The 26,191-nt window shown below is 71.7% G+C and carries 23 protein-coding genes; 16 read left to right on the forward strand and 7 right to left on the reverse strand.

From position 1 onward, the window contains the following. The first annotated feature begins 11 nt into the window (after positions 1 to 11). Positions 12 to 2,168 carry an OmpL47-type beta-barrel domain-containing protein gene (locus OG787_RS05985; protein WP_405540429.1) on the forward strand — a complete coding sequence of 719 codons (2,157 nt, stop codon included), beginning with the start codon at positions 12 to 14 and terminating at the stop codon, positions 2,166 to 2,168. Positions 2,169 to 2,251: 83 nt separating this feature from the next. Here OG787_RS05985 and ligD read toward each other — a convergent pair whose 3' ends face one another. Beyond that, complete coding sequence (gene ligD / locus OG787_RS05990) at positions 2,252 to 3,262, reverse strand: non-homologous end-joining DNA ligase (protein WP_369031028.1); 1,011 nt, start codon at positions 3,260 to 3,262, stop codon at positions 2,252 to 2,254. 74 nt (positions 3,263 to 3,336) lie between these two features. Between ligD and OG787_RS05995 the strand changes: the two genes are divergently transcribed. Together OG787_RS05995 and OG787_RS06000 are read left to right on the forward strand one after the other, a co-directional pair. Continuing rightward, positions 3,337 to 4,407, forward strand: coding sequence for an ATP-dependent DNA ligase (locus tag OG787_RS05995; protein ID WP_405534488.1), 1,071 nt, complete (start codon positions 3,337 to 3,339; stop codon positions 4,405 to 4,407). Positions 4,408 to 4,541: 134 nt separating this feature from the next. Beyond that, positions 4,542 to 5,558, forward strand: a complete 1,017-nt coding sequence (locus OG787_RS06000; protein WP_405534489.1) for a DUF3048 domain-containing protein — start codon at positions 4,542 to 4,544, stop codon at positions 5,556 to 5,558. 41 nt (positions 5,559 to 5,599) lie between these two features. On the opposite strand, the gene OG787_RS06005 is transcribed toward OG787_RS06000, so the two are convergent. The 3 genes from OG787_RS06005 to OG787_RS06015 all read right to left on the reverse strand — a co-directional run bounded on the left by OG787_RS06005 (position 5,600) and on the right by OG787_RS06015 (position 7,428). Then, positions 5,600 to 5,932, reverse strand: a complete 333-nt coding sequence (locus tag OG787_RS06005) for a hypothetical protein (protein ID WP_405534490.1) — start codon at positions 5,930 to 5,932, stop codon at positions 5,600 to 5,602. Positions 5,933 to 6,062: 130 nt separating this feature from the next. Continuing rightward, on the reverse strand, positions 6,063 to 6,848 hold the full coding sequence (locus OG787_RS06010; RefSeq protein WP_405534491.1) for an IclR family transcriptional regulator: 786 nt from the start codon (positions 6,846 to 6,848) through the stop codon (positions 6,063 to 6,065). A 115-nt stretch (positions 6,849 to 6,963) separates the two neighbouring features. After that, positions 6,964 to 7,428, reverse strand: coding sequence for a MarR family winged helix-turn-helix transcriptional regulator (locus OG787_RS06015; RefSeq protein WP_369031033.1), 465 nt, complete (start codon positions 7,426 to 7,428; stop codon positions 6,964 to 6,966). Between the two features lie 253 nt (positions 7,429 to 7,681). Here OG787_RS06015 and OG787_RS06020 point away from each other — a divergent pair, with 253 nt between their 5' ends. The 8 genes from OG787_RS06020 to OG787_RS06055 all read left to right on the forward strand — a co-directional run bounded on the left by OG787_RS06020 (position 7,682) and on the right by OG787_RS06055 (position 15,075). Then, complete coding sequence (locus OG787_RS06020; RefSeq protein WP_405534492.1) at positions 7,682 to 8,437, forward strand: CoA transferase subunit A; 756 nt, start codon at positions 7,682 to 7,684, stop codon at positions 8,435 to 8,437. Further along, positions 8,437 to 9,084, forward strand: coding sequence for a CoA transferase subunit B (locus tag OG787_RS06025; RefSeq protein ID WP_405534493.1), 648 nt, complete (start codon positions 8,437 to 8,439; stop codon positions 9,082 to 9,084). Before OG787_RS06020 ends, OG787_RS06025 begins: the two co-directional genes overlap by 1 nt. Further along, positions 9,081 to 10,307 (forward strand): thiolase family protein, encoded by a 1,227-nt coding sequence (locus OG787_RS06030; protein WP_405534494.1) that lies wholly within the window; start codon positions 9,081 to 9,083, stop codon positions 10,305 to 10,307. The genes OG787_RS06025 and OG787_RS06030 overlap by 4 nt, the downstream gene beginning before the upstream one ends. A gap of 9 nt (positions 10,308 to 10,316) precedes the next feature. After that, positions 10,317 to 11,090 carry a protocatechuate 3,4-dioxygenase subunit beta gene (gene pcaH / locus OG787_RS06035; RefSeq protein WP_369031858.1) on the forward strand — a complete coding sequence of 258 codons (774 nt, stop codon included), beginning with the start codon at positions 10,317 to 10,319 and terminating at the stop codon, positions 11,088 to 11,090. After that, the gene (pcaG, locus tag OG787_RS06040) at positions 11,090 to 11,728 is read left to right on the forward strand and encodes a protocatechuate 3,4-dioxygenase subunit alpha (RefSeq protein ID WP_405534495.1); all 639 of its coding nucleotides are present in this window, start codon (positions 11,090 to 11,092) and stop codon (positions 11,726 to 11,728) included. Before pcaH ends, pcaG begins: the two co-directional genes overlap by 1 nt. Beyond that, positions 11,725 to 13,080 carry a 3-carboxy-cis,cis-muconate cycloisomerase gene (gene pcaB, locus OG787_RS06045; protein ID WP_405534496.1) on the forward strand — a complete coding sequence of 452 codons (1,356 nt, stop codon included), beginning with the start codon at positions 11,725 to 11,727 and terminating at the stop codon, positions 13,078 to 13,080. Before pcaG ends, pcaB begins: the two co-directional genes overlap by 4 nt. Further along, positions 13,077 to 14,219: a 3-oxoadipate enol-lactonase gene (gene pcaD / locus OG787_RS06050; RefSeq protein WP_369031855.1), complete on the forward strand. Its 1,143-nt coding sequence runs from the start codon at positions 13,077 to 13,079 to the stop codon at positions 14,217 to 14,219. Before pcaB ends, pcaD begins: the two co-directional genes overlap by 4 nt. Positions 14,220 to 14,283: 64 nt before the next feature. Continuing rightward, complete coding sequence (locus OG787_RS06055) at positions 14,284 to 15,075, forward strand: SDR family NAD(P)-dependent oxidoreductase (protein ID WP_405534497.1); 792 nt, start codon at positions 14,284 to 14,286, stop codon at positions 15,073 to 15,075. 24 nt (positions 15,076 to 15,099) lie between these two features. Here the strand turns inward: OG787_RS06055 and OG787_RS06060 are convergent, their stop codons facing one another. After that, positions 15,100 to 17,784, reverse strand: coding sequence for an AAA family ATPase (locus OG787_RS06060; RefSeq protein ID WP_369031853.1), 2,685 nt, complete (start codon positions 17,782 to 17,784; stop codon positions 15,100 to 15,102). 272 nt (positions 17,785 to 18,056) lie between these two features. On the opposite strand from OG787_RS06060, the gene OG787_RS06065 reads away from it, so the two are divergent. From OG787_RS06065 to OG787_RS06075, 3 genes are all read left to right on the forward strand, one after another. Then, a complete protein-coding gene (locus tag OG787_RS06065; RefSeq protein ID WP_369031852.1) occupies positions 18,057 to 19,352 on the forward strand; it encodes an MFS transporter in 1,296 nt (431 codons plus the stop codon). 4 nt (positions 19,353 to 19,356) lie between these two features. After that, complete coding sequence (locus OG787_RS06070) at positions 19,357 to 20,517, forward strand: anhydro-N-acetylmuramic acid kinase (RefSeq protein ID WP_405534498.1); 1,161 nt, start codon at positions 19,357 to 19,359, stop codon at positions 20,515 to 20,517. A gap of 645 nt (positions 20,518 to 21,162) precedes the next feature. Beyond that, entirely contained in the window at positions 21,163 to 22,170 is a 1,008-nt protein-coding gene (locus OG787_RS06075) for a DUF2510 domain-containing protein (RefSeq protein ID WP_369031850.1), read from the forward strand. Between the two features lie 138 nt (positions 22,171 to 22,308). Here OG787_RS06075 and OG787_RS06080 read toward each other — a convergent pair whose 3' ends face one another. Then, positions 22,309 to 22,923 (reverse strand): TetR/AcrR family transcriptional regulator C-terminal ligand-binding domain-containing protein, encoded by a 615-nt coding sequence (locus OG787_RS06080; protein WP_369031849.1) that lies wholly within the window; start codon positions 22,921 to 22,923, stop codon positions 22,309 to 22,311. Between the two features lie 216 nt (positions 22,924 to 23,139). Between OG787_RS06080 and OG787_RS06085 the strand changes: the two genes are divergently transcribed. Continuing rightward, complete coding sequence (locus OG787_RS06085) at positions 23,140 to 23,967, forward strand: phosphatase PAP2 family protein (RefSeq protein WP_405534499.1); 828 nt, start codon at positions 23,140 to 23,142, stop codon at positions 23,965 to 23,967. Further along, positions 23,964 to 24,962, forward strand: a complete 999-nt coding sequence (locus tag OG787_RS06090) for a hypothetical protein (RefSeq protein ID WP_369031847.1) — start codon at positions 23,964 to 23,966, stop codon at positions 24,960 to 24,962. The genes OG787_RS06085 and OG787_RS06090 overlap by 4 nt, the downstream gene beginning before the upstream one ends. 274 nt (positions 24,963 to 25,236) lie before the next feature. Here OG787_RS06090 and OG787_RS06095 read toward each other — a convergent pair whose 3' ends face one another. Next, positions 25,237 to 26,154 carry a phospholipid scramblase-related protein gene (locus OG787_RS06095; RefSeq protein WP_369031846.1) on the reverse strand — a complete coding sequence of 306 codons (918 nt, stop codon included), beginning with the start codon at positions 26,152 to 26,154 and terminating at the stop codon, positions 25,237 to 25,239. Positions 26,155 to 26,191: the final 37 nt, after the last annotated feature.

Consider the following 26,191-nt stretch of genomic DNA (forward strand, 5'->3'; position numbering starts at 1 on the left):
CGTCCCTGTTGATGGTCCTCGGACTGACGTCGGCGGCGGGGGCACGCACCGCTGCCGAGCCGACGGCCGAGCCCGCCGCCGCTCAGGTCCTCACCTGGACGGCGGGCGACGACATCACGAAGTACGCCTCCGCACCGGCAACCGCCGTGGCGGGCGCGACGACGATCGTCTTCGAGAACAGCACGGCGACCGGCAGCACCATGGGAATGCCGCACACGTTGACGTTCGACGTCGTCGACCCCGAGTACAACAACGACGTGCCACTCAACATCCTGGCCAACCCGAACGACGACCAGGGCGGCCGGCACACCGCCGAGGTCACGCTCACCCCCGGCCGCTACCGCTACTACTGCACGATCCCGGGCCACGGCCAGATGCAGGGCATTCTCGTGGTGACGGAGGGCTCCGGCTCCGACACGACGGCCCCGGAGACCTCGGCGACCGTGACCGGCGCACAGAACTCCCAGGGCCAGTACGTCGGTTCGGCGAGCGTGGCGATCGGCGCGACCGACGCGGGTTCGGGCGTCGACCGGGTCGAGTACGCGGTCGGGGCGGACGGCGCGTGGCAGGCGTACACCACGCCGGTGGTGATCGACCAGGTCGGTGACCATGCGGTGCGCTACCGGGCGTTCGACAAGGCGGGCAACGCGGCCGCCGAGAAGAGCGTCGCGTTCACCGTGGTCCCGCCGCCGACGGAGGACACGGCGCCACCGGAGACCTCGGCGACGGTGAGCGGCGAGCAGAACCCGGACGGGGCGTATCTCGACATGGCGACGGTGACCGTCTCCGCGTCGGACACCGGGTCCGGGGTCAACACCGTCGAGTACGCGGTGAACAGCGGGAGTTGGCAGCCGTACACCGGGCCGGTGATGGTGCATCAGGTCGGCAGTCACACCGTCCGATACCGCGCCACCGACAAGGCGGGCAACGTCTCCGCCGAGAAGAGCGTCGCGTTCACGGTCGTCGCACAGCCCGCCGAGGACACGACTCCTCCGGTGACCGGCGTGACAGTCGAGGGCACCCGGAACGCGAACGGCGCCTACGTCAACACCGCCAAGGTGACCATCAGCGCCACGGACCACGGCGGCTCGGGTGTCGCCACGGTCGAGTACTCGCTCGACGGCGGTCCCTATCTGGCGTACACCGCGCCGGTGGTGGTCGACCGGGCGGGCGCGCACACCGTGACGTACCGGGCGAGCGACAAGGCGGGCAACACCAGCGACGCCCGCTCGGTGAGCCTCACGATCGTGGCGGGCGGCGGGGTTCCGGCGCCCAACTGCCCCGAGTACGACGAGCGGTTGACGGTGATCGTCGGCACGGTCGACTCGGGTGTGCCGAACCGGGTGACGAACAACCGTTGCCGGATAGGCGAGTTGATCGAGGACGAACGCGAATGGACGTCCCACGCCCTGTTCCTCAAGCACGTACGGACCGTCCTCGACCAGCTCTTCAAGGACGGCGCCATCGACGAGCGTGAGGACGCGGCGATCGACGAGGCGGCCCGCGAGTCCGGCATCGGCAAGCCGGGCCAGACCGAGGGCTACCGCACGATCCTGGACGGTACGGCCGCGGCCTTCGCCAAGTGGCAGCAGGTGGGCGGCGGTTCGTTCGCGCCGAACGGCGACGGGTCGATCACCAGCGGCACGACGGTCGGGGGTCTGGGCATGCTGTGGTTCCCGGAGCGGAAGTACGGGGACTTCTCCCTCAAGCTCCAGTGGCGTGACGACGCACCGGGCACGGGCAACGCCAACTCCGGTGTGTTCGTGCGCTTCCCGTGGGTCCACGACCACCCGGAGGAGGCACGCCCGGAGTGGGTCGCCATCAAGTACGGGCACGAGGTGCAGGTGCTCGACCGGCCCGACGGCGACATGTACAAGACGGGCTCGATCTACGGCTTCGACCGCGTAGGGCTCGCCGGGGCCGGGGTCACCCAGAAGGGCACCTGGAACGACTACGAGATCCGGGTGGTCGACCAGCACTACTCGATCTACCGCAACGGCGTCCTGATCAACGAGTTCGACAACAACGGCGGCCAGGACTTCACCCCGCCCCGCTCGGACGACCCGGGCACGGACGGGCGGCGGTTCGCGTCCGGATACATCGGCCTCCAGGTGCACGGCACGACCGACGTGGTCTCGTACCGGGACATCCGGATCAAGGACCTGTGAGACGGGCGATACCTCCAACACCCTTGACAGAAAGGCGAGTCAGAGAGAACTAGGCAGTCTCCGTGGCAGCCAAGTCGGCGAACTCAGTCCTTCCGGGCCCGACTTGGCTGCACACGTTTGGGCTCACCCGGCATCTTCGGGTACTCCGGCGGATACGGCAGATCGCCGAGTCCGTGCTCGTGTTCGTCGCGGCGGGCGAGTTCGAGCAGGGCGTCGAGGGAGAAGGCGTGGTCGTCCATGTCGCCGTGCACGTCGCCGAGTCGGGCGAACCGCTCGGGCATGGTGGCGAGGTCGAAGTCGCGGGGCTGCGCGTCACCGACCTCGTCCCACGTCAACGGCGCCGAGACAGGGGCGTGCGGCCGAGGCCGTACGGAGTAGGCGGAAGCGATGGTGCGGTCCCTCGCGGTCTGGTTGTAGTCGACGAAGATCCGCTCCCCGCGTTCCTCCTTCCACCACTTGGTCGTCACCTGCTCCGGCATCCGCCGCTCCAGCTCCCGCCCGACGGCGATCGCCGCCCGCCGCACCTGCGTGAACGTCCACCGCGGCTCGATCGGCACGAAGACATGCAGCCCCCGCCCGCCGGAGGTCTTGGGCCAGCCGCGCAGCCCCCCGAACTCGTCGAGCACGGCCCGCAGTTCGTGCGCGGCCCGGACGGCGTCGCCGTAGTCCGTTCCCGGCTGCGGATCGAGGTCGATCCGAAGTTCGTCGGGACTGTCGACATCGGCACGCCGCACCGGCCACGGATGGAAGGTGAGAGTCCCGAACTGGGCGGCCCACAGCACGGCGGCGACCTCGGTCGGACACATCTCGTCGGCGCTGCGACCGCTGGGAAAGGTGATGTGGGCGGTCGGAATCCAGTCGGGCATGTTCTTGGGCGCCCGCTTCTGGAAGAAGTTCTCCCCGGCCACCCCGTCCGGGTACCGCTCCAGGGTGGTGGGCCGGTCGCGCAGCGCACGCAGGATGCCGGGGCCGACGGCGAGGTAGTACTGGGCGAGATCGAGCTTGGTGAACCCACGCTCCGGAAAGAAGACCTTGCCCGGGCTGGACAGCCGTACCGTCCGCCCGAACGCCTCCAACTCCACCGCTTCGCCCATGGGAGCCACGGTAGGCGTCCCGCGTGAAGCTCGCATACCGGGCGATTACGGGCGGGGGCGCGCAGAATCGAACCATGGATCTCCCGGTCATGCCCCCCGTAAAACCCATGCTCGCCAAGTCCGTCGCCAGGATCCCCCCGGACATGCACTACGAGGCGAAGTGGGACGGCTTCCGGGCCATCGTGTTCCGGGACGGGGCCGAAGTCGAGATCGGGAGCCGCACCGGCAAGTCCCTGACCAGGTACTTTCCCGAACTGGTGGCCGCCCTGCTGGAGCGGTTGCCCGAGCGCTGCGTGCTGGACGGGGAGATCGTGATCGCGCTCGGTGGGCGGCTCGACTTCGACGCGCTGACCGAGCGGATCCACCCGGCCGCGTCCCGGGTGCGGACGCTGGCCGAGCGGACGCCCGCCTCGTTCGTCGCGTTCGATCTGCTGGCGCTGGCCGACGAGTCGCTCCTCGACGTTCCGCTGACCGACCGGCGCGCGCTGCTCACCATGGCCTTGTCCGGCGTGACCGCGCCCGTGCATGTGGCGCCGGCGACCACCGACATCGAGGTCGCGCAGCGCTGGTTCGAGCAGTACGAGGGGGCGGGGCTCGACGGGGTCATCGCCAAGCCGCTCAGCCTGCTCTACCGGCAGGACGAGCGGGCCATGTTCAAGGTCAAGCACGAGCGGACGGCCGATGTCGTGGTCGCCGGGTACCGGCTGCACAAGAGCGGGCCGATCGTGGGTTCGCTGCTGCTCGGGCTGTACGACGCCCGGGGCACCCTCCAGCACGTCGGGGTGAGCGCCGCGTTCCCGATGAAGCGGCGGGCCGAACTCGTCGAGGAACTGGAGCCGCTGCGGCTGGCGGACGTGAGCGACCATCCGTGGGCCGCCTGGGCGGACGAGGCGGCGCACGAGGCCTCGCGGCTGCCGGGGGCGCCGAGCCGGTGGTCGACGAAGAAGGACTTCTCATGGATCCCGTTGCGGCCCGAACTGGTGGCCGAGGTGGCGTACGACCACATGGAGAACGGCGTGCGCTTCCGGCACACGGCCCGTTTCCGCCGCTGGCGCCCGGACCGTACGGCCGACAGCTGCACGTACGACCAGTTGGAGGAGCCGGTGGGGTACGACCTCTCGGAGATCCTCGGTCCGGAGGGCTGAGGCCACCGCCGGGGAACCTCAGCCGTGGGCCGTTCGACCCCTTCGCCCCGCGCGATCAGAATCAATCGGGTATGGCCACCAATGAACAGATAAGCGCACAATCGTAGAGATACGGACTGGTGGCGACGGTGGACATGCGACAGATCGCGCGAACGGCACGCACACGGCGCCGCGGAACGGCCACGGCGGCGCTGGTGGCGGCGGCCGCGGTGACGGCCTCCCTGATGGCCGGCTGCACCTCGGACGACCGCCCCTCCGACGACGGGCGCGGGCAGACCCACAGCCGCAGCCAGGAGCCCGACCAGCGCGAATCCGAGGGGCACGACCCGATGAGCGTCGGCTCGGCCCTCGCCGTGAAGATCGACAACGTCCCCGCGGCCCGCCCGCAGACGGGCCTGGAGGCGGCGGACATCGTGTACGCCGAGCAGGTCGAGGGCGGTCTGAGCCGGCTGATGGCGGTGTACGCGACGCGGCTGCCGAAGGCCGTCGGGCCGGTACGCAGCGCACGCGAGTCCGACCTGGAGCTGCTCCGCCAGTTCCACGAGCCGACGCTCGCCTTCTCCGGCGCCCAGGGCAAGCTGCTGCCGCTGATCGACAAGGCGCCGCTGAACGCCGAGTCGCCGTCGGCGGCCGCTTCCGGCGCCTACTACCGGGGCGCCGGCAAGGTGGCGCCGCACAACCTTTACCTGCGACCGCAGCGGCTGCTCGACGCCGTGCCCGGAGCGGCCGCGCTGACGACCGGCTTCCGGTACGGCGCCGCCCCCGAGGGCGGGACCCCGGCGAAGTCGCGCACCGTCCGCTTCCCGTCGGCGCGCTTCACCTTCACCTGGGCCGCGGACCGGCACGGCTGGCTGGTGTCGATGGACGGCACCCCGACCCTCGCGACCGACGGCAAGCGCCTCGCCACTCCGACGGTCGTCGTGCAGTACGTGAAGGTGCGCGAGTCGCGGTTCCACGACGTCCTCGGCAACAACTCCCCGTACACCCAGACCGTGGGCTCGGGCCGGGCCCAAGTCCTGCGCGACGGACGGGTGTTCGAGGTGGAGTGGCGGCGCGGGGCAGCCACGGACGGGACGGACTTCACGACGGCGGACGGCACGCCGGTGAACTTCGCGCAGGGGCAGGTGTGGGTGGTGTTCGCGACGGCCTGACCGAGTCCGACCGCGCGCAGGGCTCAGGCGCCGCGTAGGGCTCAGGCGCGGTGGCCCAGGCGTTCCTCGATCGCCGACTCCGCGTCCGCCCGGGCAGCGCCGAGCACCTCCCGCGCCTCCTCGGCCGAGGCGAGACCGAGGGCCGCCGCAATCTCCGGCCAGCCTGTCCCGGCAGCGAGCAGTGCCTCGGCGGCCGCTCCGGCGGCGACGAGCGAGGCACGACGGGCGCGGTCCAGTTCGGCGAGCGTACGCAGCAGGTCGGGCGCCGTCGCGGCATCGGCGAGACCGTCCTGCGCCGTGCGGCGGGCCTGGTCTGCGGTGACCCACCAGTCGGCGGGGGTGTGCGGGGGCCGGGTGACGAGGGTCGGGCTCACGGGGGTTCGCCTTCCGTACCGGGTGGCGCGCTGTGCGGGCTTCCAGGGTAACCCTGATAGTCCGTACAGCGGAACGCTTGGTCCGGCCAGCGGACCAACACTGTTCCATCGCCGGCCCCGACCGACCACCTCACGCTTCGAACGGCAACCCCGCCCGCCCCAGCTCCCCCGCCGCCCCGCGCAGCGCCCCCGCGAATCGCGCCACCCGCTCCTCCGTGAACCGTGTACTCGGTCCACCGAAGGACAGCGCGGCCACCACGGCCCCGCTCCTCCCCCGTACCGGAACGGCCACCGCAGACAGACCCTCCTCGCGCTCGCCGTGGCTGACGGCATACCCGTGGTCGCGGGCCTCCTCGATCCAGCGCCGCAGGGTCGTCAGATGTCCGGCGCCGTACGGTGAGGCCTCCGCGACCCGGAGCAGCAACGCGTCCGGGGCGTCGAGAAGCAGGGCCTTGGCCACGCCGCCCGCCCAGAGCGGGAGTTCGTCGCCCACGCGCACGACCTGGCGCAGCGCCTGCGGTCCCTCCTCCTGAGCGATGCAGACCCGGCGGATGTCCCGCCGTACGTACAGATGCACGGTCTCCTTGTGCTCGGCGGCGAGGTCGCGCAGCAGGGCCTGAGCCATGGCCGGGAGCCGCCAGGCCTGTTCGGCGAGCCGGGACCAGCGCAGGAGCGCGGGGCCCGCGATGTAGCGGCCGTGCTCGTCGACCCAGAGGAGTCCGTTGAGCCGCAGGGTCTGGAGCAGGCGCAGCACGGTGGTCTTCGGCAGACCGGAGGCGCTGACGATCTCGCGGATGGTCAGCGCGGGACGGACCTCGTCGAAGAGCCCGAGAATGTCGATGGCCCGCTGGACGGTACGCATCCCCGCGGGTTCGGACTCGGTCGCGGTCCCTGCCCCGGATGCTCCGGCTGCCATTCCTGTTCCTCCTCGGCTCCTGACCGGCCGTCCCCTGGTCCGTGCGGCGGTCTCGCCCTGCACGGTATCCGTTCCAGGTCCGCTCAGCGGACCCGGTGGCAGGGAGGGAACCAGGTCAGCGCTGGGAGGCGAGCGGTTCCGCCGGGTTGCGCAGGCCTTCCGCCGCGTCGGCTACGCGCTGGATCAGGTCGAGGAACACGGCCTGTTCGGCGGCGGAGAGCGGGGCCAGGAAGACCTGGTTCATCCGGGCCGTCCGCACGGTCAGCTTGCGGTGGGTGCGCACACCGTCGTCCGTGGGGCGCAGCAGGGAGCGGCGGCCGTCCTCCGGGTCGCGCACCTTGTCGATGAGGGCCCGGCGGCCGAGCCTGCTGACGACCTCGGCGACCGTGGACCGGTCGAGGCCCACCCGCTCCCCGACCGTGCGCTGGTCCATGCCGGGTTCGGCGACCAGCGCGTTCAGGACCGCGAACTGCGGTGAGGTGATCTCCTCGGAGACCATCGTGTTCCACAGCAGGTAGTGCGCCTGCTGGAGTCGCCGGGCGAGGTGCCCGGGGTGGGTGGAGAGGTCCACCGCGGCCATGTCCGCTCCTGGGGTCGTCTGCTTGAGCGCGCAGAATTTCGTTGGTGTACTGACGATACAGCCCGACGCCCACCCTGTCTCCAGCTTGTCGATACGGCCTCCACCTGCTGTTTTCTCGCACCTCTTGACGGCATGACCAGCGAGTGGCAGCGTGAGGGAAACCTCGCCGAAATACTCAGTGCCCTGAGTAATCGCGCACGGGACACGCACAGAGCACGCTTGGAAGACGCTCGGAAGAGATGGGGCTTCACGGATGGACAAGGTGGTCGCCACGGCTTTGGAGGCGGTGGCCGATGTGCCGGACGGTGCGTCGCTCGCGGTGGGTGGTTTCGGGCTGAGCGGTGTGCCGAACGTGCTGATCCAGGCGTTGTACGAGCGCGGGGTCGCGGGGTTGTCGGTGGTGTCGAACAACTGCGGTGCCATGGAGTCGGGTCTGGCGGTGCTGCTCGCGGCGGGCCGGATCGCCCGGGTGACGGGTTCGTACATCGGTGCGAACAAGGAGTTCGCGCGGCAGTATCTGGCGGGTGAGCTGGAGGTGGAGCTGATCCCGCAGGGCACGCTGGCGGAGCGGCTGCGGGCCGGCGGGGCCGGCATCCCGGCCTTCTTCACTCCGGCCGGGGTGGGCACCCAGGTCGCGGAGGGCGGACTGCCCTGGCGCTACGACGGCCAGGGGGGTGTCTCGCTGGCCTCGCCGGCGAAGGAGGTGCGGGAGTTCGACGGCATCGAGTATGTGCTGGAGCGGGGGATCCGTACCGACTTCGCGCTGGTGCGGGCGGCGAAGGGCGACCGGCACGGGAATCTGGTGTTCAGCAAGTCCACCCGGAACTTCAACCCCCTCTCCGCCATGGCCGGCCGGATCACCGTCGCCGAGGTGGAGGAGCTGGTCGAGCCGGGCGCCATCGACCCGGACGCCGTGCATCTGCCGGGCATCTTCGTGCAGCGGGTGATCGCGCTGACGCCCGGGCAGGCGGCCGACAAGAAGATCGAGCAGCGGACGGTGAGCAGCTGATGGCCTGGACACGTGAACAGATGGCCGCCCGTGCCGCCCGCGAACTGCGCGACGGGCAGTACGTGAACCTGGGCATCGGGTTGCCGACGCTGATCCCCAACTACCTCCCTGCGGGGGTGGAGGTGGTCCTGGAGTCGGAGAACGGCATCCTGGGCACCGGCCCCTACCCCACCGACGACCAGGTCGACCCCGACCTGATCAACGCGGGCAAGGAGACCGTGACCGTCCTGCCGGGGGCTTCCTTCTTCGACTCGGCGCTGTCCTTCGGGATGATCCGGGGCGGGCACATCGACGTCGCCGTGCTGGGCGCGATGCAGGTCTCGGCGGGCGGCGACCTGGCGAACTGGGCCATCCCCGGGAAGCTGATCACCGGGATCGGCGGCGCCATGGACCTCGTCCACGGGGCCCGCACGGTCATCGTCGTCATGACGCACACCGCGAAGGACGGCTCTCCGAAGATCCTGGAGCAGTGTGAACTGCCGCTCACCGGCAGGGCGTGTGTGAACCGGGTCATCACCGATCTGGGTGTTCTCGACGTCACCACCGGCGGGCTGGTGCTCGTCGAGAGGGCGCCGGGTGTCACGGCCGAGGAGATCGTGACGAAGACCGCCGCGAAGATCCGCATCCCCGAGGAGATCCAGCCATGACGCACGGCCTGTCCCGCGGCCTCAAGGACGTCTACATCGTCGACGCCGTCCGCACCCCGATCGGCCGCTACAACGGCGCCCTGGCCTCGGTGCGCCCGGACGACCTCGGCGCCCACGCCCTCCGCGCACTCCTCGCCCGTACGCCCGGCCTGGACCCTGCCCGGATCGAGGACGTGTACTTCGGCAACGCCAACGGCGCCGGCGAGGAGAACCGCAACGTCGCCCGCATGGCCGCCCTCCTCGCTGGCCTGCCCACCTCCGTCCCCGGAGTCACGGTCAACCGCCTGTGCGCCTCCGGCCTCGAAGCCGTCATCCAGGCCGCCCGCGCCATCGCCCTCGGCGACGCCTCCATCGCCCTGGCCGGCGGTGTCGAGTCGATGACCCGCGCGCCCTACGTCCTGCCCAAGAACGACCGCGCCTTCCCCGCCGGGCACACCGAGCTGTACTCGACCACCCTCGGCTGGCGCATGACCAACCCGAAGATGGACCCGCAGTGGACCATCCCCCTCGGCGAGAGCGCGGAGTTGATCGCCGACAAGCACAAGATCACCCGGGAGCAGCAGGACGAGTTCGCCCTCGCCAGCCACCACAAGGCCGCCGCAGCACAGCAGGCGGGCCTGTTCGACGCCGAACTCGCCCCCGTGACCATCCCCCAGCGCAAGGGCGACCCGGTCGTCTTCGGCGCCGACGAATGCGTCCGCGCCGACGCCTCCCTCGCCGCCATGGCCAAGCTGAAGCCGTCCTTCCGCACGGAGGGCGGCACGGTCACCGCGGGCAACGCCTCCCCCCTCAACGACGGCGCCGCCGCCCTCCTCCTCACCGACGAGGAGGGCCTGAAGGCCACCGGCCGCGAACCCCTCGCCCGCATCTCCGCCACCGGCGTCTCCGCGCTCGACCCGGACTACTTCGGCCTCGCCCCCGTCGAAGCCGTCAACCGCGCCCTCGCCAAAGCCGGCAGGACATTCGACGACCTGACCACCCTCGAACTCAACGAGGCGTTCGCCGCCCAGGTCCTCGGATGCGTCGCCGAATGGCCCGAGTTCGACCCCGCCATCCTCAACCCCCAGGGCGGCGCCATCGCCCTCGGCCACCCGCTCGGCGCATCCGGCGCCCGCCTCGCCACAACCGTCGCCCACCAACTCGCCCGCCAGGGCACGGGAGTCGGTGTGGCCACCCTCTGCATCGGCGTCGGCCAGGGCCTCGCCCTCGTCCTCGAACGCTAGGAACTCCCCATGGCTCTCACCCAGTCGGACATCGACAACGAAATGGGCGACCTCCAGGACGCCTACGACAAGGCCGTCGCCGAAGGCGCCCCCGTACAGAACCATCCGCCACGCGACTACGCCCCGTACCGCAGTTCGCTGCTGCGCTACCCGAAACAGCCGCTGGTCGCGGTGAACGGCGGGGACCCGGAGACGGTCGAGCTGTCGGGGCCGGTGTTCGGTGCCACCGACATCACCGACATCGACAGCGACCTCACCGTCCAGCACCAGGGCGAGCCGCTCGGCGAGCGCATCACCGTCTCCGGCCGGCTCCTCGACCGCAACGGGCGTCCCGTGCGCGGCCAGTTGATCGAGCTGTGGCAGGCCAACGCCTCCGGCCGGTACGCACATCTGCGGGACCAGCACCCGGCGCCGCTCGACCCCAACTTCACCGGTGTGGGGCGGGTCCTGACGGATGCTCAGGGACGGTACAAGTTCACGACGATCAAGCCGGGCGCGTACCCGTGGCGCAACCACACCAACGCGTGGCGGCCCGCACACATCCACTTCTCGGTGTTCGGCACGGCGTTCACGCAGCGGCTCGTGACCCAGATGTACTTCCCGAACGACCCGCTGTTCCGCTACGACCCGATCCTGCGCTCGGTGACCGACGAGGCCGCCCGTGACCGGCTGGTCGCCCAGTACAACCACGACCTGTCCCAGCCCGAGTTCTCGCTCGGCTACGAGTGGGACATCGTCCTCGACGGTCCCTCCGCCACCTGGATCGAAGAAGGCCGCGACTGATGAGCGTCTCCCAGAAGTCCCAGCTGTCCCCGACGGAGACCCCGGAGTCCCCGGAGTCCCCGGAGTCCCCGGAGTCCCCGGAGAACCTTCTCCCCACCCCGTCCCACACCGTCGGCCCCTTCTACGGGTACGCCCTCCCCTTCCCCGAGGGCGAGCAGGTCGCGCCCAAGGGCCACCCGGACACGATCACCGTCCACGGGTACGTCCTGGACGGCGAGGGCGACCCGATCCCCGACGCCCTGCTGGAGTTCTGGCAGGCGGCGCCCGACGGCTCTCTGACCGGCGCCCCCGGCTCCCTGCGCCGCAACCCGGTGACGGGCGGCTATCTGGGCCGCAACGGCACCGACTTCACGGGCTTCGGTCGGGTCGCCACGGACGCCGACGGCCATTTCGCCCTGTACACACTGCCCCCGGGCAACTCCGGTCTGCCGTACATCAGCGTGTGCGTGTTCGCGCGCGGTCTGCTGCACCACCTGTACACGCGGGCGTATCTGGCGGACGGCGCCGACCCGCTGCTCGACTCCCTGTCCGCCGAGCGGCGCGCCACGCTGATCGCCGCCGAGGGCGACCGGCGGACGTACCGTTTCGACATCCGCCTTCAGGGCGAGGGCGAGACGGTCTTCCTGGAGTTCGAGTGACACCACCTGCCGATGCCGCTACCACCGACGACGCCGACACCGGCCTGCTCTCCCCCGGGTGGGCCGGTTCCCCGGCGGCCTCCGCGACGAGCGACACCGCGTATCTACGGGCGCTGCTGGACGCCGAGGCCGCGCTGACCCGTGCCCAGGCCGGGCTGGGGCTGGCTCCGGCGGAGGCGGCCACGGCGGTCGACGCGGCAGCCGACCAGGCAGCCTCCTTCGACGTACGGTCGATCGCGCTGCGCGCCCGGTCCGGCGGCAACCCGGTGATCCCGCTGGTCGCGGACCTGACGGCGGCGGTCGGCGCGGAGTACGGGCCGTACGTCCACCGGGGTGCCACCAGCCAGGACATCCTGGACACGGCGACGATGCTGGTCGCCGCCCGCACCCTGGACCTGGTCCTCGCGGACCTCGACCGCACCGCCCGGGCCCTCGCCCGGCTCGCCGCCGAGCACCGCGACACCGCGATGCCGGGCCGCACCCTCACCCAGCACGCCGTACCGACGACCTTCGGCTTGAAGGCGGCGGGCTGGCGCTCGCTGGTCCTGGACGCACACGACCGTCTGACGGCCGTACGTCACACACTCCCCGCCCAACTCGGCGGCGCCGCAGGCACGTTGGCCGCGTTCGCCGCGTACGGAACCACCGACTCACAGGCCCTTGTCGCCGCCTACGCCCGTGAACTCGGCCTTGCCGAACCGCTGTTGCCCTGGCACACCCTGCGGACCCCCGTCGCGGATCTCGCCGGAGCACTCGCCTTCACCGCGGGCGCCCTCGGGAAGATCGCCGCCGACGTACTCACCCTCGCCCGTACCGAGATCGCCGAGGTGTCCGAGGGCAGCGGCGGCGGTTCGTCCGCGATGCCGCACAAGGCAAATCCCGTACGGTCGACGCTGATCGCGGCCGCCGCCCGGCGCGCACCGCAGCTCGCGGCCACCCTGTACGGCGCTCTCGTCGCCGAGGACGAGCGGCCGGCCGGTGCCTGGCACGCCGAGTGGGAGCCGCTCAGGGAGCTGTTGCGGGTCACCGGAGGCGCCGCCAGGGACGCCGTCGAACTGACCGGGGGACTGCGGGTCCACGCGGACACCATGCACCAACACCTGGGTCTCACCCACGGGTTGATCGTCTCCGAGCGGCTGGCCGCCGAACTCGCGCCCGTGCTGGGCCGGGCCCGTGCGAAGGCCCTGCTCACCGAAGTGGCCGCCCGTACCTACTCCGAGGGCCGGACGCTTGCCGAACTCCTCGCCGAGGAGCCGGAGTTGAAGGATCTCCCTCTCGACGACCTGACCGACCCCGCCCGTTACACCGGCTCCGCCGGAGACCTCACCGACCGTGCTCTGGAGCGACCGTGACCGACAAGCTGCTGCACCACCGCGTCGAGGGCTCCGCCACCGCTCCCCCGCTGCTGCTCGGGCCCTCGCTCGGGACGTCGTACGCCCTCTGGGACAAGGTGGCGCCCGAGCTGTCCGTCACGCATCGCGTGGTCCGCTGGGACCTGCCGGGGCACGGGGGTTCGGCGCCCGGCCTGATCGGACCGGGGGCCACCGTCGGTGATCTCGCCGCGCTGGTACTCGCCCTCGCCGACTCGCTCGGGATCGAGCAATTCGCCTACGCGGGCGTGTCGTTGGGCGGTGCCGTCGGTCTGCATCTGGCCCTCCACCACCCCGAGCGCGTGTCCTCGCTCGCCGTGCTCTGCTCCTCGGCCCACTTCAACGGCAGCAAGCCGTGGGAGGAGCGGGCCGCACTGGTGCGGAGCGAGGGGCTGGCCGGGCTCGCGGAGAGTGCCGACGCGCGCTGGTTCACGTCCGGGTTCACCGTGCCGGAGCTGGTGGCGGATCACCGGAACGCCGATCCTGACGCGTACGCCGCCTGCTGCGACGCGCTGGGCGCCTTCGACCTGCGCGACCGGCTGGCCGAGATCGGTGTGCCCACGCTGCTCGTCGCCGGACGGCAGGACCCGGCCACTCCCCCGGCCCATCTGCGGGAGATCGCGGACGCCGTGCCCGGTGCGACGCTCGTCGAGCTGCCGGGCGCCTCGCATCTGGCGGTCGCGCAGTGCCCGGAGGCCGTACTGGCCGCGCTGCGCCCGCACTTCGGGGCGGTGCCCCTGCGGGGCATGGAGGTGCGGCGGCAGGTGCTCGGTGACGCGCACGTGGACCGGGCCCAGTCGCGCCAGACGCCCTTCACGGCCCGTTTCCAGGACTTCATCTCGCGCTACGCGTGGGGCGAGATCTGGACCGACCCGACGCTCACCCGGCGCGAGCGCAGCATGATCACGCTGACGGCGCTGGTCGCGCACGGCCACTACGACGAGCTGGCGATGCATGTCCGGGCCGCTCGCCGCAACGGGCTCACCCCCGAGGAGATCGGCGCGGTGCTGCTCCAGACGGCCGTGTACTGCGGGGTTCCGGCGGCCAACTCGGCGTTCGCGGCGGCACAGCGCGTCCTGGCGGAGGAAGACAGTACGGAGGAGGACCGGACGGAAGGGTGACCCTGCCGGTCGTAGTCCCAGCAGCATCTCGTACGTGTCCGCCTCCCGTGCCTACCGTGGAGGCATGTCCACTGTTCTGATCACCGGCGCCACCTCGGGGCTCGGCCGGTACGTAGCCTTCGAGCTGGTCCGTTCCGGGCACGCCGTGCTCGCCCACGGGCGCGACCCCGACCGCACCGAGCGGCTCGTCACAGAGCTGCGGACCGAGGGCGCGGCCGAGGGGTTCGTCGCGGACCTCGCCTCGCTGGCCGCCGTACGGAAGCTGGGCGCCGAGGTCTCGGCCGCGCACCCGAGTCTCGACGTGCTCGTCAACAACGCGGGCGTCGGGGCCGGTCCGCGCGGCTCGGGGCGTGAACTGAGCGCCGACGGGCACGAATTGCGGCTCGCGGTGAACTACCTCGCGCCGGTCGTCCTCACCCGCGCCCTGCTGCCTGCGCTGCGCGCGGGCGCGCCCTCACGGATCGTGAACGTCGGCTCGGCCGGTCAGGCGCCCCTCGATTTCACCGATCCCGAACTCACCCGCGGCTACAGCGGGACCACGGCGTACGTCCGCAGCAAGTTCGCGCTCGCCGCCCATACCTTCACCCTGGCCGAGGAGTTGGCGGCCTGGGACATCTCCGTCAACGTGCTGCACCCGGCCACCTACATGGACACCACGATGGTTCGCGAGGCCGGTGTCACCCCCTGGTCGAGCGTCGCCGACGGCGCTGCGGGGGTTCTCGCACTGGTGACCCGGGAGTCGGGCAGCGGACGCTACTTCGACGGCACGAGCCCGGCGCGGGCGCACGAGGAGACGTACGACGAGGACGTGCGGAGGCGCCTGGAGAAGGTCACGGAGCAGTTGCTCCGGGTGTGACCCACGTGCCAGGCGCCTCGTCGGTCAGCGCAGGCCCCGGCCCGTCTCCAGGACGTCCCGTGCCTGGGCCACCAGGCCGTCCGCGCCGCACGACTTGGCCAGGGTCAGGCCGCGTTGGATCTCGGCGACGGAGCGGGCGAGGATGCCGTACTCGACGCGGGCCGCCGCGTGTTCGTACTGGCAGGGTGACGCCTCCAGGTAGGCGACCGCCTGGGCGGCCAGCCGGACCGCGCGCTGGCCGGTCTCCAGGCTCGCCGCGCAGCGGAGGGCCTCGCCGATGGCGGTGTCCGTGCCGAAGCGTTCGGCGTGCCGGCGGGCGTCGGAGGCCAGGGTGGCGGCGCGGAGCGGGTCCTCCGTCGCCAGGGCCCGGGCGAGGTCGACGGCCCAGGTGGCGAGCACCGGGTTGTGGAAGCCGCGCACGGTCGCCGCCTTCTCCGCGGCCTCCAGTTCGTTGATGCCCTCCTTGGTGCGGCCGACGGCGAGGAGCAACCGGCCGCGTACGGCGCGGGGTTCGGGCAGCACGATGGTGGACGGGTAGGGCGGGGCGAAGCCGTACTGCTCGGCGATGGACCAGGCCTCCTGGACATGGCCGCGGGCGAGCAGCGTGTCGACGAGGTTGCAGGTCGCCGACCAGTACAGGGGCAGCCCGCGCCCGACGCGTTCGGCGAGGCGCAGGGACTCGCGCAGAGAGGTCTCGGCCTCTCTGAGCCGGCCCCGCCTGCGGTGCCCGAGACCGACGTAGGCATGGGCGAGGGAGAGGTGGCCGCCGCTCCAGCCCGCCGCCTCGTAGGCGCGCAGGGCCTCGTTGTAGAGGGCCTCGGCGCGGTCGAGACGGTCGGTGTAGGCGTACGAGCAGGCCAGCATCAGCAGCAGTTCGATGCCCCACTCGGGGTCGGTCCAGCCGAGTCCCGGGGCGAGGCGGCCGTTGACGAGGGCGCGGTCGCACACCTCCACGACCTCCTCGGCGTTCTCACCGTGGGCCATGGCGTCGAAGCCGCGCAGCATGAGCAGCGCGCGCTCGGAGTTGTCCCGGCCGGTGCAGGGGCGGGCCAGCTCGGCGAGACGCTCGGAGCGGCCCGGCGCGGGCGCGTCGCCCCCGTGGAGGCACTCCAGCATGAACTGCGCGCCCTGCAAGCGCATACGGGCGGGGCCGGGCTGGTGCCGGGCGGCCTCCTCCTCGACCGTGCGGACCGCTTCCTCCATCTGGTTGTTGTGCAGCAGGGCCTGGGAGAGGCGGACGATCGCGTCGACGCGGAGGGTGCCCTCCAGGCCGGGCAGCGCGAGCGCCGTCTGGAGGTGTCCGATGGTGGTGGCGGGCGAGGTGAGGAGGGTGACGCAGCCCAGTTCGTAGAGCACGTGCGCGTGGCTCTCGGGGCGGGGCGGTTCCAGCAGGGCGCGCTCCAGACAGCTGCGGGCCGCGTCCGGGGCGCCGACCGCCTGGTGCTCGCGGGCCGCCTCGCGGAGCTGGTCGACGAGTTCCTCGTCGTCGTCCGGATAGACGTGCAGCAGGTGACGGGAGGCCGCTGCGGCACCCTTGCCGGACTCCGTGACGACCTGGGCGGCGATCCCGTGCATGGCGGTGCGCATGCCGTCCGGGATGGAGTCGTACACGGCGGTGGCGATCAGCGGGTGGACGAACTCCAGCTCACTGTCGGTGACTTGACCCGCCGTCAGATCGGGTTCGGTGAGGATGCGTTCCGTGCAGAGGAGGTTGGCGCAGCGGTAGGCCTCGTTGGGACCCAGGGTGGCCAGCCGGGCCACGAGGTCCACCCTGATGCCCGAGCCGAGAATGGCCGCGGCCTGGGCGAAGCGGGTGGCCGCGAGCCCCAGGTCCTGGAGGCGGGCGACGAGGCCGCCGCCGCGCGCCGAGTTGTTGAGTTCGCGCAGGCTTCCGCAGGACGCCTCGACGGGGGCCAGTCCGGCGTCCTGGACCTTGGCGAGGAGTTCGACGGTCTCGTACGGGTTGCCCGCGGTGACCGCCCACACCTCGCGGCAGAACGGGCCGTCGGCGTGCGGGCCGAGGGTGGCGCGGGTGAGGCCCGCGGCGGCTGCCGGGGTCAGCGCGTCGAGCGCGGCGACGGGGCCCACCGCCGTTCTGGCGATCGCCTCCAGGTGGTCGGCGCGGTCGCCGGTGGCCTCGTCGGGCCTGCGGGCGACCACGACCAGGACGGACAGGTCGTCGAGCCGCTCGGCGAACGCGGCCAGCCAGCGCAGGGTCTCCTGGTCGGCCCAGTGGGCGTCGTCGATGAGCAGGACGAGCGGCCAGTCACGCTTGGCGAGCCGTCGTACGGCCGCGACCAGGCCGTCGCACACGCCCTGCGGGTCGGCCATGCGGTCGCCGGGTTCCGCGATGCCGAGGGCGGGGCCGGCGATGTCGTACCAGTCGCCCAGGTATTCGCGGGCCTCCTCCGGCATCAGCGAGAGGAGCGCGGGCTGTAGCAGCTGTCGTACGACGTTGAAGGGGACCGACTTGAGGGTCTCGCCGCCGCGCGCCGACCACACCGTGCAGTTGCGCCGCTCGGCGATGCGCCGGGTTTCGGCCATCAGCGCGGTCTTGCCGAGGCCCGCCTCTCCGGTGAGGAGCAGCAGGCTGCCCGAGGAGGCGGCGTCGGCGCACAGGGCGTCGATCGCCCGCTCGGCGGCGGCGAGTTGTGTGTCGCGCTCCCACAGGGCGGCAGAGCCGGCCGTCCCGGGCCGTTCCTCCGTCATCCCGCTACCTCCCCGGTATCGCCTGAACGACGTACAGAACTTGAGACTAGCCGTCCGACTGCCGAAGTGGAGGCGGGTCCGCGCAGGTGTTGCCGGGACGAGTGACAGGGAGTACGGCAGGGCGACGCGGCGGGCCCGCCACCAGGCGTCGTGAAAGTTATTGACAGTCAACAACCCCTGAAATGAAGCTAATTTTCCGTCGCGGCGGGCGCACATCCGCCCCTTGACGCGCCCCCTCGACCGCCCTGCCCGCGCCCCCGGAAAGGATCTCCATGAGCGCGCCCGCGCCCGCCCCCGACCTGCGGCCCCCTCGGCCGGAGCACTCCCGCAGAGCCCTCTTCGCGGGCTCGGTGGGGAACTTCATCGAGTGGTACGAGTTCGGCGTCTACGGCTACTTCGCGACGGTGATCGCGGCCCGCTTCTTCACCCCGGAGGGCGGCGGCGAGGCCGAGGCGCTGGTGAAGACGTATGCGTCCTTCGCGCTGGCGTTCTTCTTCCGGCCGGTGGGCGCGGCCGTGTTCGGCCGGCTCGGCGACCGGATCGGCCGGCGGCCGGTGCTGATCCTGGTGATCGCGCTGATGACGGGCGCCACAACCCTGATCGGCGTGCTGCCGACGTACGACACGGTCGGCGCCCTCGCCCCCTGGCTGCTGACGCTGCTCCGGGTGGTCCAAGGGCTGTCGGCGGGCGGGGAGTTCGGAGGCGCGGTCTCCGTGATGACCGAGTTCGCGCCACCGGGGCGGCGCGGGCTGTACGGGTCGTGGCAGTCGTTCACGGTGGCGCTGGGGCTGCTGGCCGGGGCGGGCGCGGCGGCCCTGCTCGCCACACTGCTCACCGAGGCCCAACTGGCCGACTGGGGCTGGCGGTTGCCGTTCCTGATGACGCTGCCGCTGGGGCTGGGCGCGCTGTGGCTGAGACTGCGGCTGGACGAGACGCCCGCCTTCGCACGGGCGCCGGCCGCGCAGAGCCCGCCGGCCCGCGAGGTGGCCCGAGCCGTCGCGATCGGCGCCGGGCGGATCATGGGCTGGGCGGCGGCCGGTTACACCTTCCTCGTCGTACTCCCCTCCTATCTCCAGAGCACCCTGCACGCGAGCTTCCAACAGGCGCTGCTCGCCACGGTGTCGGCCAATCTGGGGTTCGCGTCGACGATCGTCCCGGCCGGGTGGTTCAGCGACCGGGTGGGGCGGCGGCCGGTGATGCTGGCCGGGGCGGTGCTGGTGGTGGTCCTGGCGGTGCCGTTGCTCAACCTCCTTCAGGACGCGGGTACTTCGAACGCGGTGAAGGGGGTGGCGGTGTTCGGGGCGGGTGCGGTGGTCGGGCTGATGGCGGGTCCTGGCCCGGCGATGCTCGCCGAACTGTTCCCGACGAGCGCGCGCTGGACGGGCCTCGGCCTCGCCTACGCCCTCTCCAACGCGGTGTTCTCCGGGTGCGCGGGCCTGATCATCACGGAGACGGTGAAGCGGACGGGGAACGTGGACATCCCCGCGTACTACGCGGCGACGGTGTGCGCGGTGAGCGTGCTGGCGCTCGCCGCCTCCCCCAAGGCCGGTACAGGAAAGGCGGGTTGAGGGCATGCGGGTGATCGGTCTGATGTCCGGGACGTCGTACGACGCCATCGACGCGGCGGCGGCCGAGCTGACCCTCGTCGGCGACAGCCTCGTACTGCGCCCGTTGGGCATGGTGAGCGAGCCGTACGACGCCGAACTGCGGGAGGCGCTGGCGGCGGCGCTGCCCCCGGCCGCCGCCTCCCTGTCCGAGGTGTGCCGCCTCGACACCAGGATCGGCCAGGCCTTCGCGAGGGCGGCCGTCCGCGCGAAGGACGAACTGTGCGGCGGGGAGGCGGAGTTGATCGCCTCGCACGGTCAGACGGTCTACCATTGGGCAGACGCCGGACGGGCCCACGGCACCCTCCAACTCGGCCAACCGGCCTGGATCGCCGAGGCGACGGGACTGCCCGTGGTCGCCGACTTCCGCCCGCGCGACATCGCCGCCGGCGGCCAGGGCGCCCCGCTGGTCAGCCTGGTCGACCTGCTGTGGCTGCGCGGCCGACCGGGCACCCCCGTCGCCCTGAACCTCGGCGGCATCGCCAACCTCACCGCCCCGGACGGCACCGCCTTCGACACCGGCCCGGGCTGCGCGCTGATCGACGCGGCGACGAAGGGCTTCAGCGGCGGCAGGCTCACGTACGACGCCGAGGGCGCCCTGGCCGCCCGGGGCACAGTCCACGGCCCTCTGCTGCGACGCCTGTTGGACGAGCCGTACTACGCACTGCCCGCACCCCGCACCACCGGCAAGGAGCTGTTCCACCTCGGCTACCTCCAGGACGCCCTGGCCGGCCTGGGCACCCTGGCCGCCGAGGACGTGATCGCCACGCTGACGATGCTCACGGCCCGTACGGTCGCCGACGCCGTCCGCGCGGTGGGCGCGACAGAGGTGATCGCCTCGGGCGGCGGCACCCGCAACCCCGTACTGATGACGATGCTCGAAGCCCGCCTCCCAGGCCTGCCACTACGCACCTCCGACGACCTGGGCCTGCCATCCACCGCCAAGGAGGCCTACGCCTTCGCGATCCTCGGCTTCCTGACGGCCCACGGCCTGCCAGGCACCCACCCGAACAGCACCGGCGCCCACCACCCGAGCATCCTCGGCTCGATCACCCCGGGCCGAGAGGGTCTACGGCTGCCCCCGGCGGCGGAGAAGGCCCCGGTGCGACTGGTGGTGGAAGGCGCCTGACCGCCCGTCGAGCCGGGGCCGCACTCCACCACGATACAGACGCACGCTTTCGCGACCTTCGGACCCCTGACCACCCACGGCCTCGCCGCGCACCCGCCCGGACAGGACAGGCGCCAGGCGTCCTTAGGTTCGCGCACCCCCGGTCGGGAGGGACTGCGGCTGCCGCCGACAGCGGAACAGCACCGGTACGGCTGGTGGTCGGGAGGGCCTGCCCCCTCCCCGTCCCGGGACCTCCGCCCACCTTCGCGGCCTCACGGACACTCGCCCGGAAGGCAACGGCGCCCGGCACCGAGCATCCCCGGCTCACTCATGTCCAGCCGGGACGGGCTGCGACGGCTCAAGAGGCGCCTGCGCGGCCGCTGGTCGAGGGCGCCTGCCCCTCGTCGTCCCGGCATCTCAGCCCGCCTCTATGGCCTCGCGGGCGCCTGCCCGGAAAGCACCAGCGCCCGACACCCGAGCATCCCCGGCTCGCTCCCCCAGCCGTTGTCCCCCGGCGGCCAAAGGCCCCGCTGCGGTTACTGGTCGACGGCCCCTGGCCTCCCGTATCCCGCTATCTCGGCATCTCGGACCGCCTTTCTGCGTCTTTCCCCGAGGAAAGGGGACTCCTCTCATCCGGCTTTCACCCTTGCCTCATACGGTGGGGGCATGACGCAGGAGACTCCTCCCGGCTGGTATCCCGACCCCGGGCAGACAAGTGACGGCCCCGCCACCGAGCGCTGGTGGGACGGTAAGGCATGGACGGAACAGACCCGTCTCGACGGCTCGGCCCCCGCCTGGGGTCCGCCGGTGCTGGCCGCCGGCGGGTCGTATCCGGCGTATCCGGACCACTCACCGACGGACACCGGCACCCGGCGCGGGCTGCGCACCGGTATAGCCGTCGCGGTGGCGATAGCCGTCCTCGCCGGTATAGGCGGCGGTGTGTACGCGCTGACCAAGGATGACGGCAGCAGCGGCAGCAATGTGGGCTCGCAGGTGCCCGGCGGGCAGGGCGGCACCGGTGGACAGGGCGGGCCGGGTGGCCAGAGCGGGGGCGGTCAGGGCGGGCCCGGTGGTGGCACCGGCGGCGGCTCGGGCGGGCAGACGCCCGATCCGCAGCAGTCCGAGCCCTCGGAGAGCCCGAAGATCGACAGCGGGTCCGTGCCCGACTCGGTCAACGGGATCAGCATCCCGATCCCCGACGGCTGGTACGGCCAGTCGATCAGCGTGGGCGGGCAGGTGACCTCGGACAGCTCGTACAAGTGCCCGGGCGATACGACGAAGTCCTGCACGAAGGGCGGGGCGTACTCGGCGCCCGCGCTGGCGCTCGGCACCGCGGGCAGCACCGCCGAGGCGGTCGCCAAGGCCGACATCGCGGCCAACGCCGAGGAGTCGTACGGCGGTACGACCTACGGGAAGATCACCTCGCACGAGGTGCTGGCCTCCAAGGCGGTGACCGTGGCCGGGCAGAAGGGCTATCTGGTCCGCTGGAAGGCGATCACGAGCAAGGGCGCCGACGGGTTCGTCGAGTCGCTCGCCTTCCCCGCGCCTGCCAACCCGCAGCAGATCGTCGTCGTCCGCTTCGGTGTCGACGCCGACCAGAAGGAGTCGGTGATCGACGAGATAACCGCCGGCATCAAGGTCTCGTCGGGGGACGGCAGCGGGCAGAACGTGTGATCACGTGGATCGGCCGGGTGGGGCGCCTCTCCGCTCAAGAGGAACCCCACCCGGCCGGGGGGTGCGCGCCGCCCCCGTCCCCACGGGTCGGCGCGAACAGGTCACCGTCCGGTCATGCCACGGGCGGCGGCCTGCGTCTCAGGTGAGTCCGAGTGCGGGCAGCACCGCGGCCTCCACGAACCTCACGAGATACTCCGGGTCGGCGTACTGCCCCTCCAGGACCGGGCGGACCCGCAGGACGCCCATCATCTGCGCCGGTACGTACTCCAGCGCCGGATGGTCGGCGGCGATCTCGCCGCGCTCGATCCCGCGCCGGATCATCTCGCGGAACGCGCACAGCTCCGGCTCGACGAGCGCCTCGCGCAGCGCCTCCTGGAGCTCCGGGTCCTGCATGACGGCATGGCCGAGGGCCTGCATCAGCCGGGTGTCGTGGCCCGACCACTCGCCCGCCGCCCGCGCCGCCTCGCGCAGGTCCCCGGCGAGGGTCCCCGTGTCGACGTCGGCGAAGCGGGCGCGCCGGTTGGCGCGCAGCGCGGCGGCCACGAACTGCGGCTTCGTCTTCCACTGCCGGTAGAGCGTCGACTTGCTGCAACGTGCGCTGGCGGCGACACCCTCCATGGTCAGCGCCTCGTACCCGCACTCGCGGATCTGATGGAGCACGGCGTCGAAGTACTCCTGCTCACGCTCCGGCGTGATCTTGGAGCGGCGGGAGGCGACGACCGGTTCCGGTCCCTCCGCGGCCTGCGACGTCATGCCTGCGCTCCTCATTCCTGTCGCTTCTGTCGTTCGTGTCGGGCTGCTCTGTGGCTTATTCCCGATTCCAGTGTGGCGTAAGTCCATCGATACGCCAGTGTACCGGAACGGATTCGTTTCGGTACACTCTCGTATCGGTACACCAACGTATCGATGAGCGGAGCACCCGTACAGACGAGTTCACGCCCATAAACGCACTACCGAAGGGGTCGGGGGATGGAAGCCCGCACCGCGCCTGCCAAGGCGGAACCCGCCGGTATACGACGGCCGCCGCTCGTCCGTGAACTCCTGCTGGTCGCGGGCCTGTTCCTCGTCTACAAACTCGGCAGGCAACTGGCGACGGGACACACCGCCGAGGCCTTCCACAACGCGACCCGCGTCTGGGACTGGGAGCGTGCCCTCCACCTCCCCGGCGAGGGCGCCGTGCAGTCTGCGCTGCTGCACAGCGACACCGCCGTCCACGTCGCGAACACCTACTACGCGACCGTGCACTTTCCGGCCACCGCCGCCTTCCTGGTCTGGCTCTACCTGCGGCGCCCCACCCACTACGTCTGGGCCCGCCGGGTCCTCGCCGTGGTCACCGGGGCCGCCCTGGTCATCCACCTCGCCTTCCCGCTGGCCCCGCCCCGGTTGCTGGGCGCGGCCGGCCTCATCGACACCGGCCAGGTGTACGGGCCGACGGTCTACGGCGCCTCCCCCGAGGCCGACACCCTGTCCAACCAGTTCGCGGCCATGCCGTCGCTGCACTTCGGCTGGGCCCTGATGGTGGCGATCGGCCTGATCGTCGCGACCCGCTCCCGCTGGCGCTGGCTGTGGCTGCTGCATCCGCTGGTGACGCTGCTGGTCATCGTCGGTACGGCGAACCACTACTGGCTCGACGCGATCGTGGCGTCGGTCCTGCTGGGCATCGCCCTCGCGGTGGTCCACCTGCCGCACCGCACCGAGTCGACAGCCGGGCAGGGGCAGGGCAGCAGGCTCGCCCCGGCCGACGAGCCCGCCCTCGTGGGAGCGGGACTGGGAACGGGACTGGGGGCCGGCAGATGAACACCGCCACCCTCGTCGCCGTCGCCCTCTCCCTCCTGTCCGCCGTCGCCTACGCCGCCGCGGCCGTCGCCCAGGAACGGCTCGCCTCCCGCAACGCCGACGCGGGCATACGGCGGCTGCTGGCGACCGGCGCCTGGTGGGGCTCGGTGCTGCTCAACGCGTCGGGCGCGCTGCTGCACGTGGTCGCCCTCAAGTACGGTCCGCTCACGGTGGTGCAGCCGCTGGGCGCGCTCACCCTGGTCGCCGCGGTACCGCTGGGGGCGCGGGTCGCCGGGCGGCGGGTCAGCGCGGTGGAGTGGCGCGGCACCGCCCTGACGCTGCTCGGTCTTGCGGCGATCCTGGTCACGGCGTCCGGTCCGGCGCCCGACGACGTGCTGAGTCTGCCGGAGGCCCTCGCGGTCGCCGGTACGACGATGGTCCTGATCGGGGTGCTGGCCCGTCCCGGCGCCAAGCCCGGGCTGCGGCACGCGAGCGCGTCCGGCATGGCGTCCGGAGTGGCCTCGGCCCTCACCCAGACGGTCACGGTCGCGGCGACGGCCGGCTCGGGTGCGCTGCCCGGCTGGCAGGTGATCGGGGTGGCGCTGCTGGTCTCGGCGTTCGCGGCGGGCGGCCTGATCCTGTCCCAGACCGCCTACCGGGGCGGCCTCGGCGGCCCACTGGCCCTGGTGACCCTGGCCAACCCGGTCGCGGCGGCGGTCATCGGCCTGACACTGCTCGGCGAACGGCTCCAGGGCGGAGCGGCGGGGCTACTGCTGGCGTTGGCGGGCGCGGGGCTCGCGGGGTGGGGCGTGGTGACGCTGTCACGGTCGACACCGGACCCCGTGTCGCTGCCCGCCTCGATCCCGGCCGCGGATCAGGTCTCGGTCCTGGACGACGAGGAGCACCCGGTGGCGTCGGTTCTCGCGCTGGAGGCCCACCCGGCCCATCCGGCGCCGTACGAACCGTCGTTGATGCCCCGGCAACCATCGGAGCCTGGACACCTCACATCGCTGTGAACCGACCGGTTCCTGTGAACCGACCGATTCCTGTGAACTGACCGATTCCCGTTAACCGGCCTCGGAGCCTGAGCCCCTCACGGCTCTGTGAACCGACCGGTCCTTGTGAACACGCCGCGGAGCCGGGGCACCACACCCCTCTGTGAACCGGCCGACACCTGTGAACCGACCGGCCTCTGTGAACCAGCGGCCGCCATCAACACGCCCGTGAACAGAGACGTCGGTCGGCCCCTGTGAACCGACCGAACAGCCCCGCCAGCCGTGAACAGCCCCGTCAGCCCAGACCCCGTGAATCCTGCTTCAGCGCCGTGTCGACCGTCAGCGCCGTCGCCACCACCAGGCTCAGCAGGGGCTCCGGCAGCTGGTAGTGGATCTGTAGGACGTAGTTGTCCGAGGTCGTGAACATCGTCTTCGCCAGACCTTCCCAGGTCTTGGTGATCCGGGCGACCTCGTTCTCCGCGTGGTCGACGATCGCGAAGTTCCAGGCCCGCCAGTTCTCGGCCTTGATCGCGCCGACCTGCTGACCGCCCGCGTTGATCGCGAAGTTGATCTTCCCGATCATGTTCTGCTGGACGATCTCACCGACCGGCGAACCGTCCGGGCGCTGCACGATCACCCGGGACTTCAGGAACTTCCGAGGCCGCGTCAGCAGCAGCACGGGCTGCCCGTAGGCGTCCCGGATCTCCAGCTTGTGCGTCATGAACTGGTCGAGGCTGGAGACGAACCGCAGGATCTTCTTCAGCGCGCTCTGCCCGACCTGGACGACCGAGCCGAGGTCCCGACCCTGCTGGTCCATGACCTTGTACTCGTTGGTCAGCTCGATCAGCTTGGCCTTCTGGTTCACGACCAGCACCGGCTCGCTGAACAGCGTGCCGCCACCCGCCCCGCCCGCCGCGACCCCGGCCTGCTGCTGCACCTGCCGCTGGACCCGCGGGTCGGCACCGGCGGCCGGCTGCGCCGACCCGAACCCCTTCTGCGGCTGGCCCTGGGGCTGGCTCTGTGGCTGGCCGAATCCCTGCTGGGGCTGCTGAACCGGCACCGCCTGCGCCTGCTGGGCCTGGGGCTGCTGCGCCTGCTGCTGGTCGGCATTGGTGTGGTCGGTCCACTGAGATCCGTCCCAGTAGCGGAGCGTCTGAGGGGCTCCGTGGGGATCCGGGTACCAACCTGCAGGTATGTTCGATTGCGTGGTCACCGGGGCACACTACCGTGGCGTGGCTGGATGACAACCA

The organism is Streptomyces sp. NBC_00075 (genome assembly GCF_045041225.1).
Classification (GTDB): Bacteria; Actinomycetota; Actinomycetes; order Streptomycetales; family Streptomycetaceae; genus Streptomyces; species Streptomyces adonidis.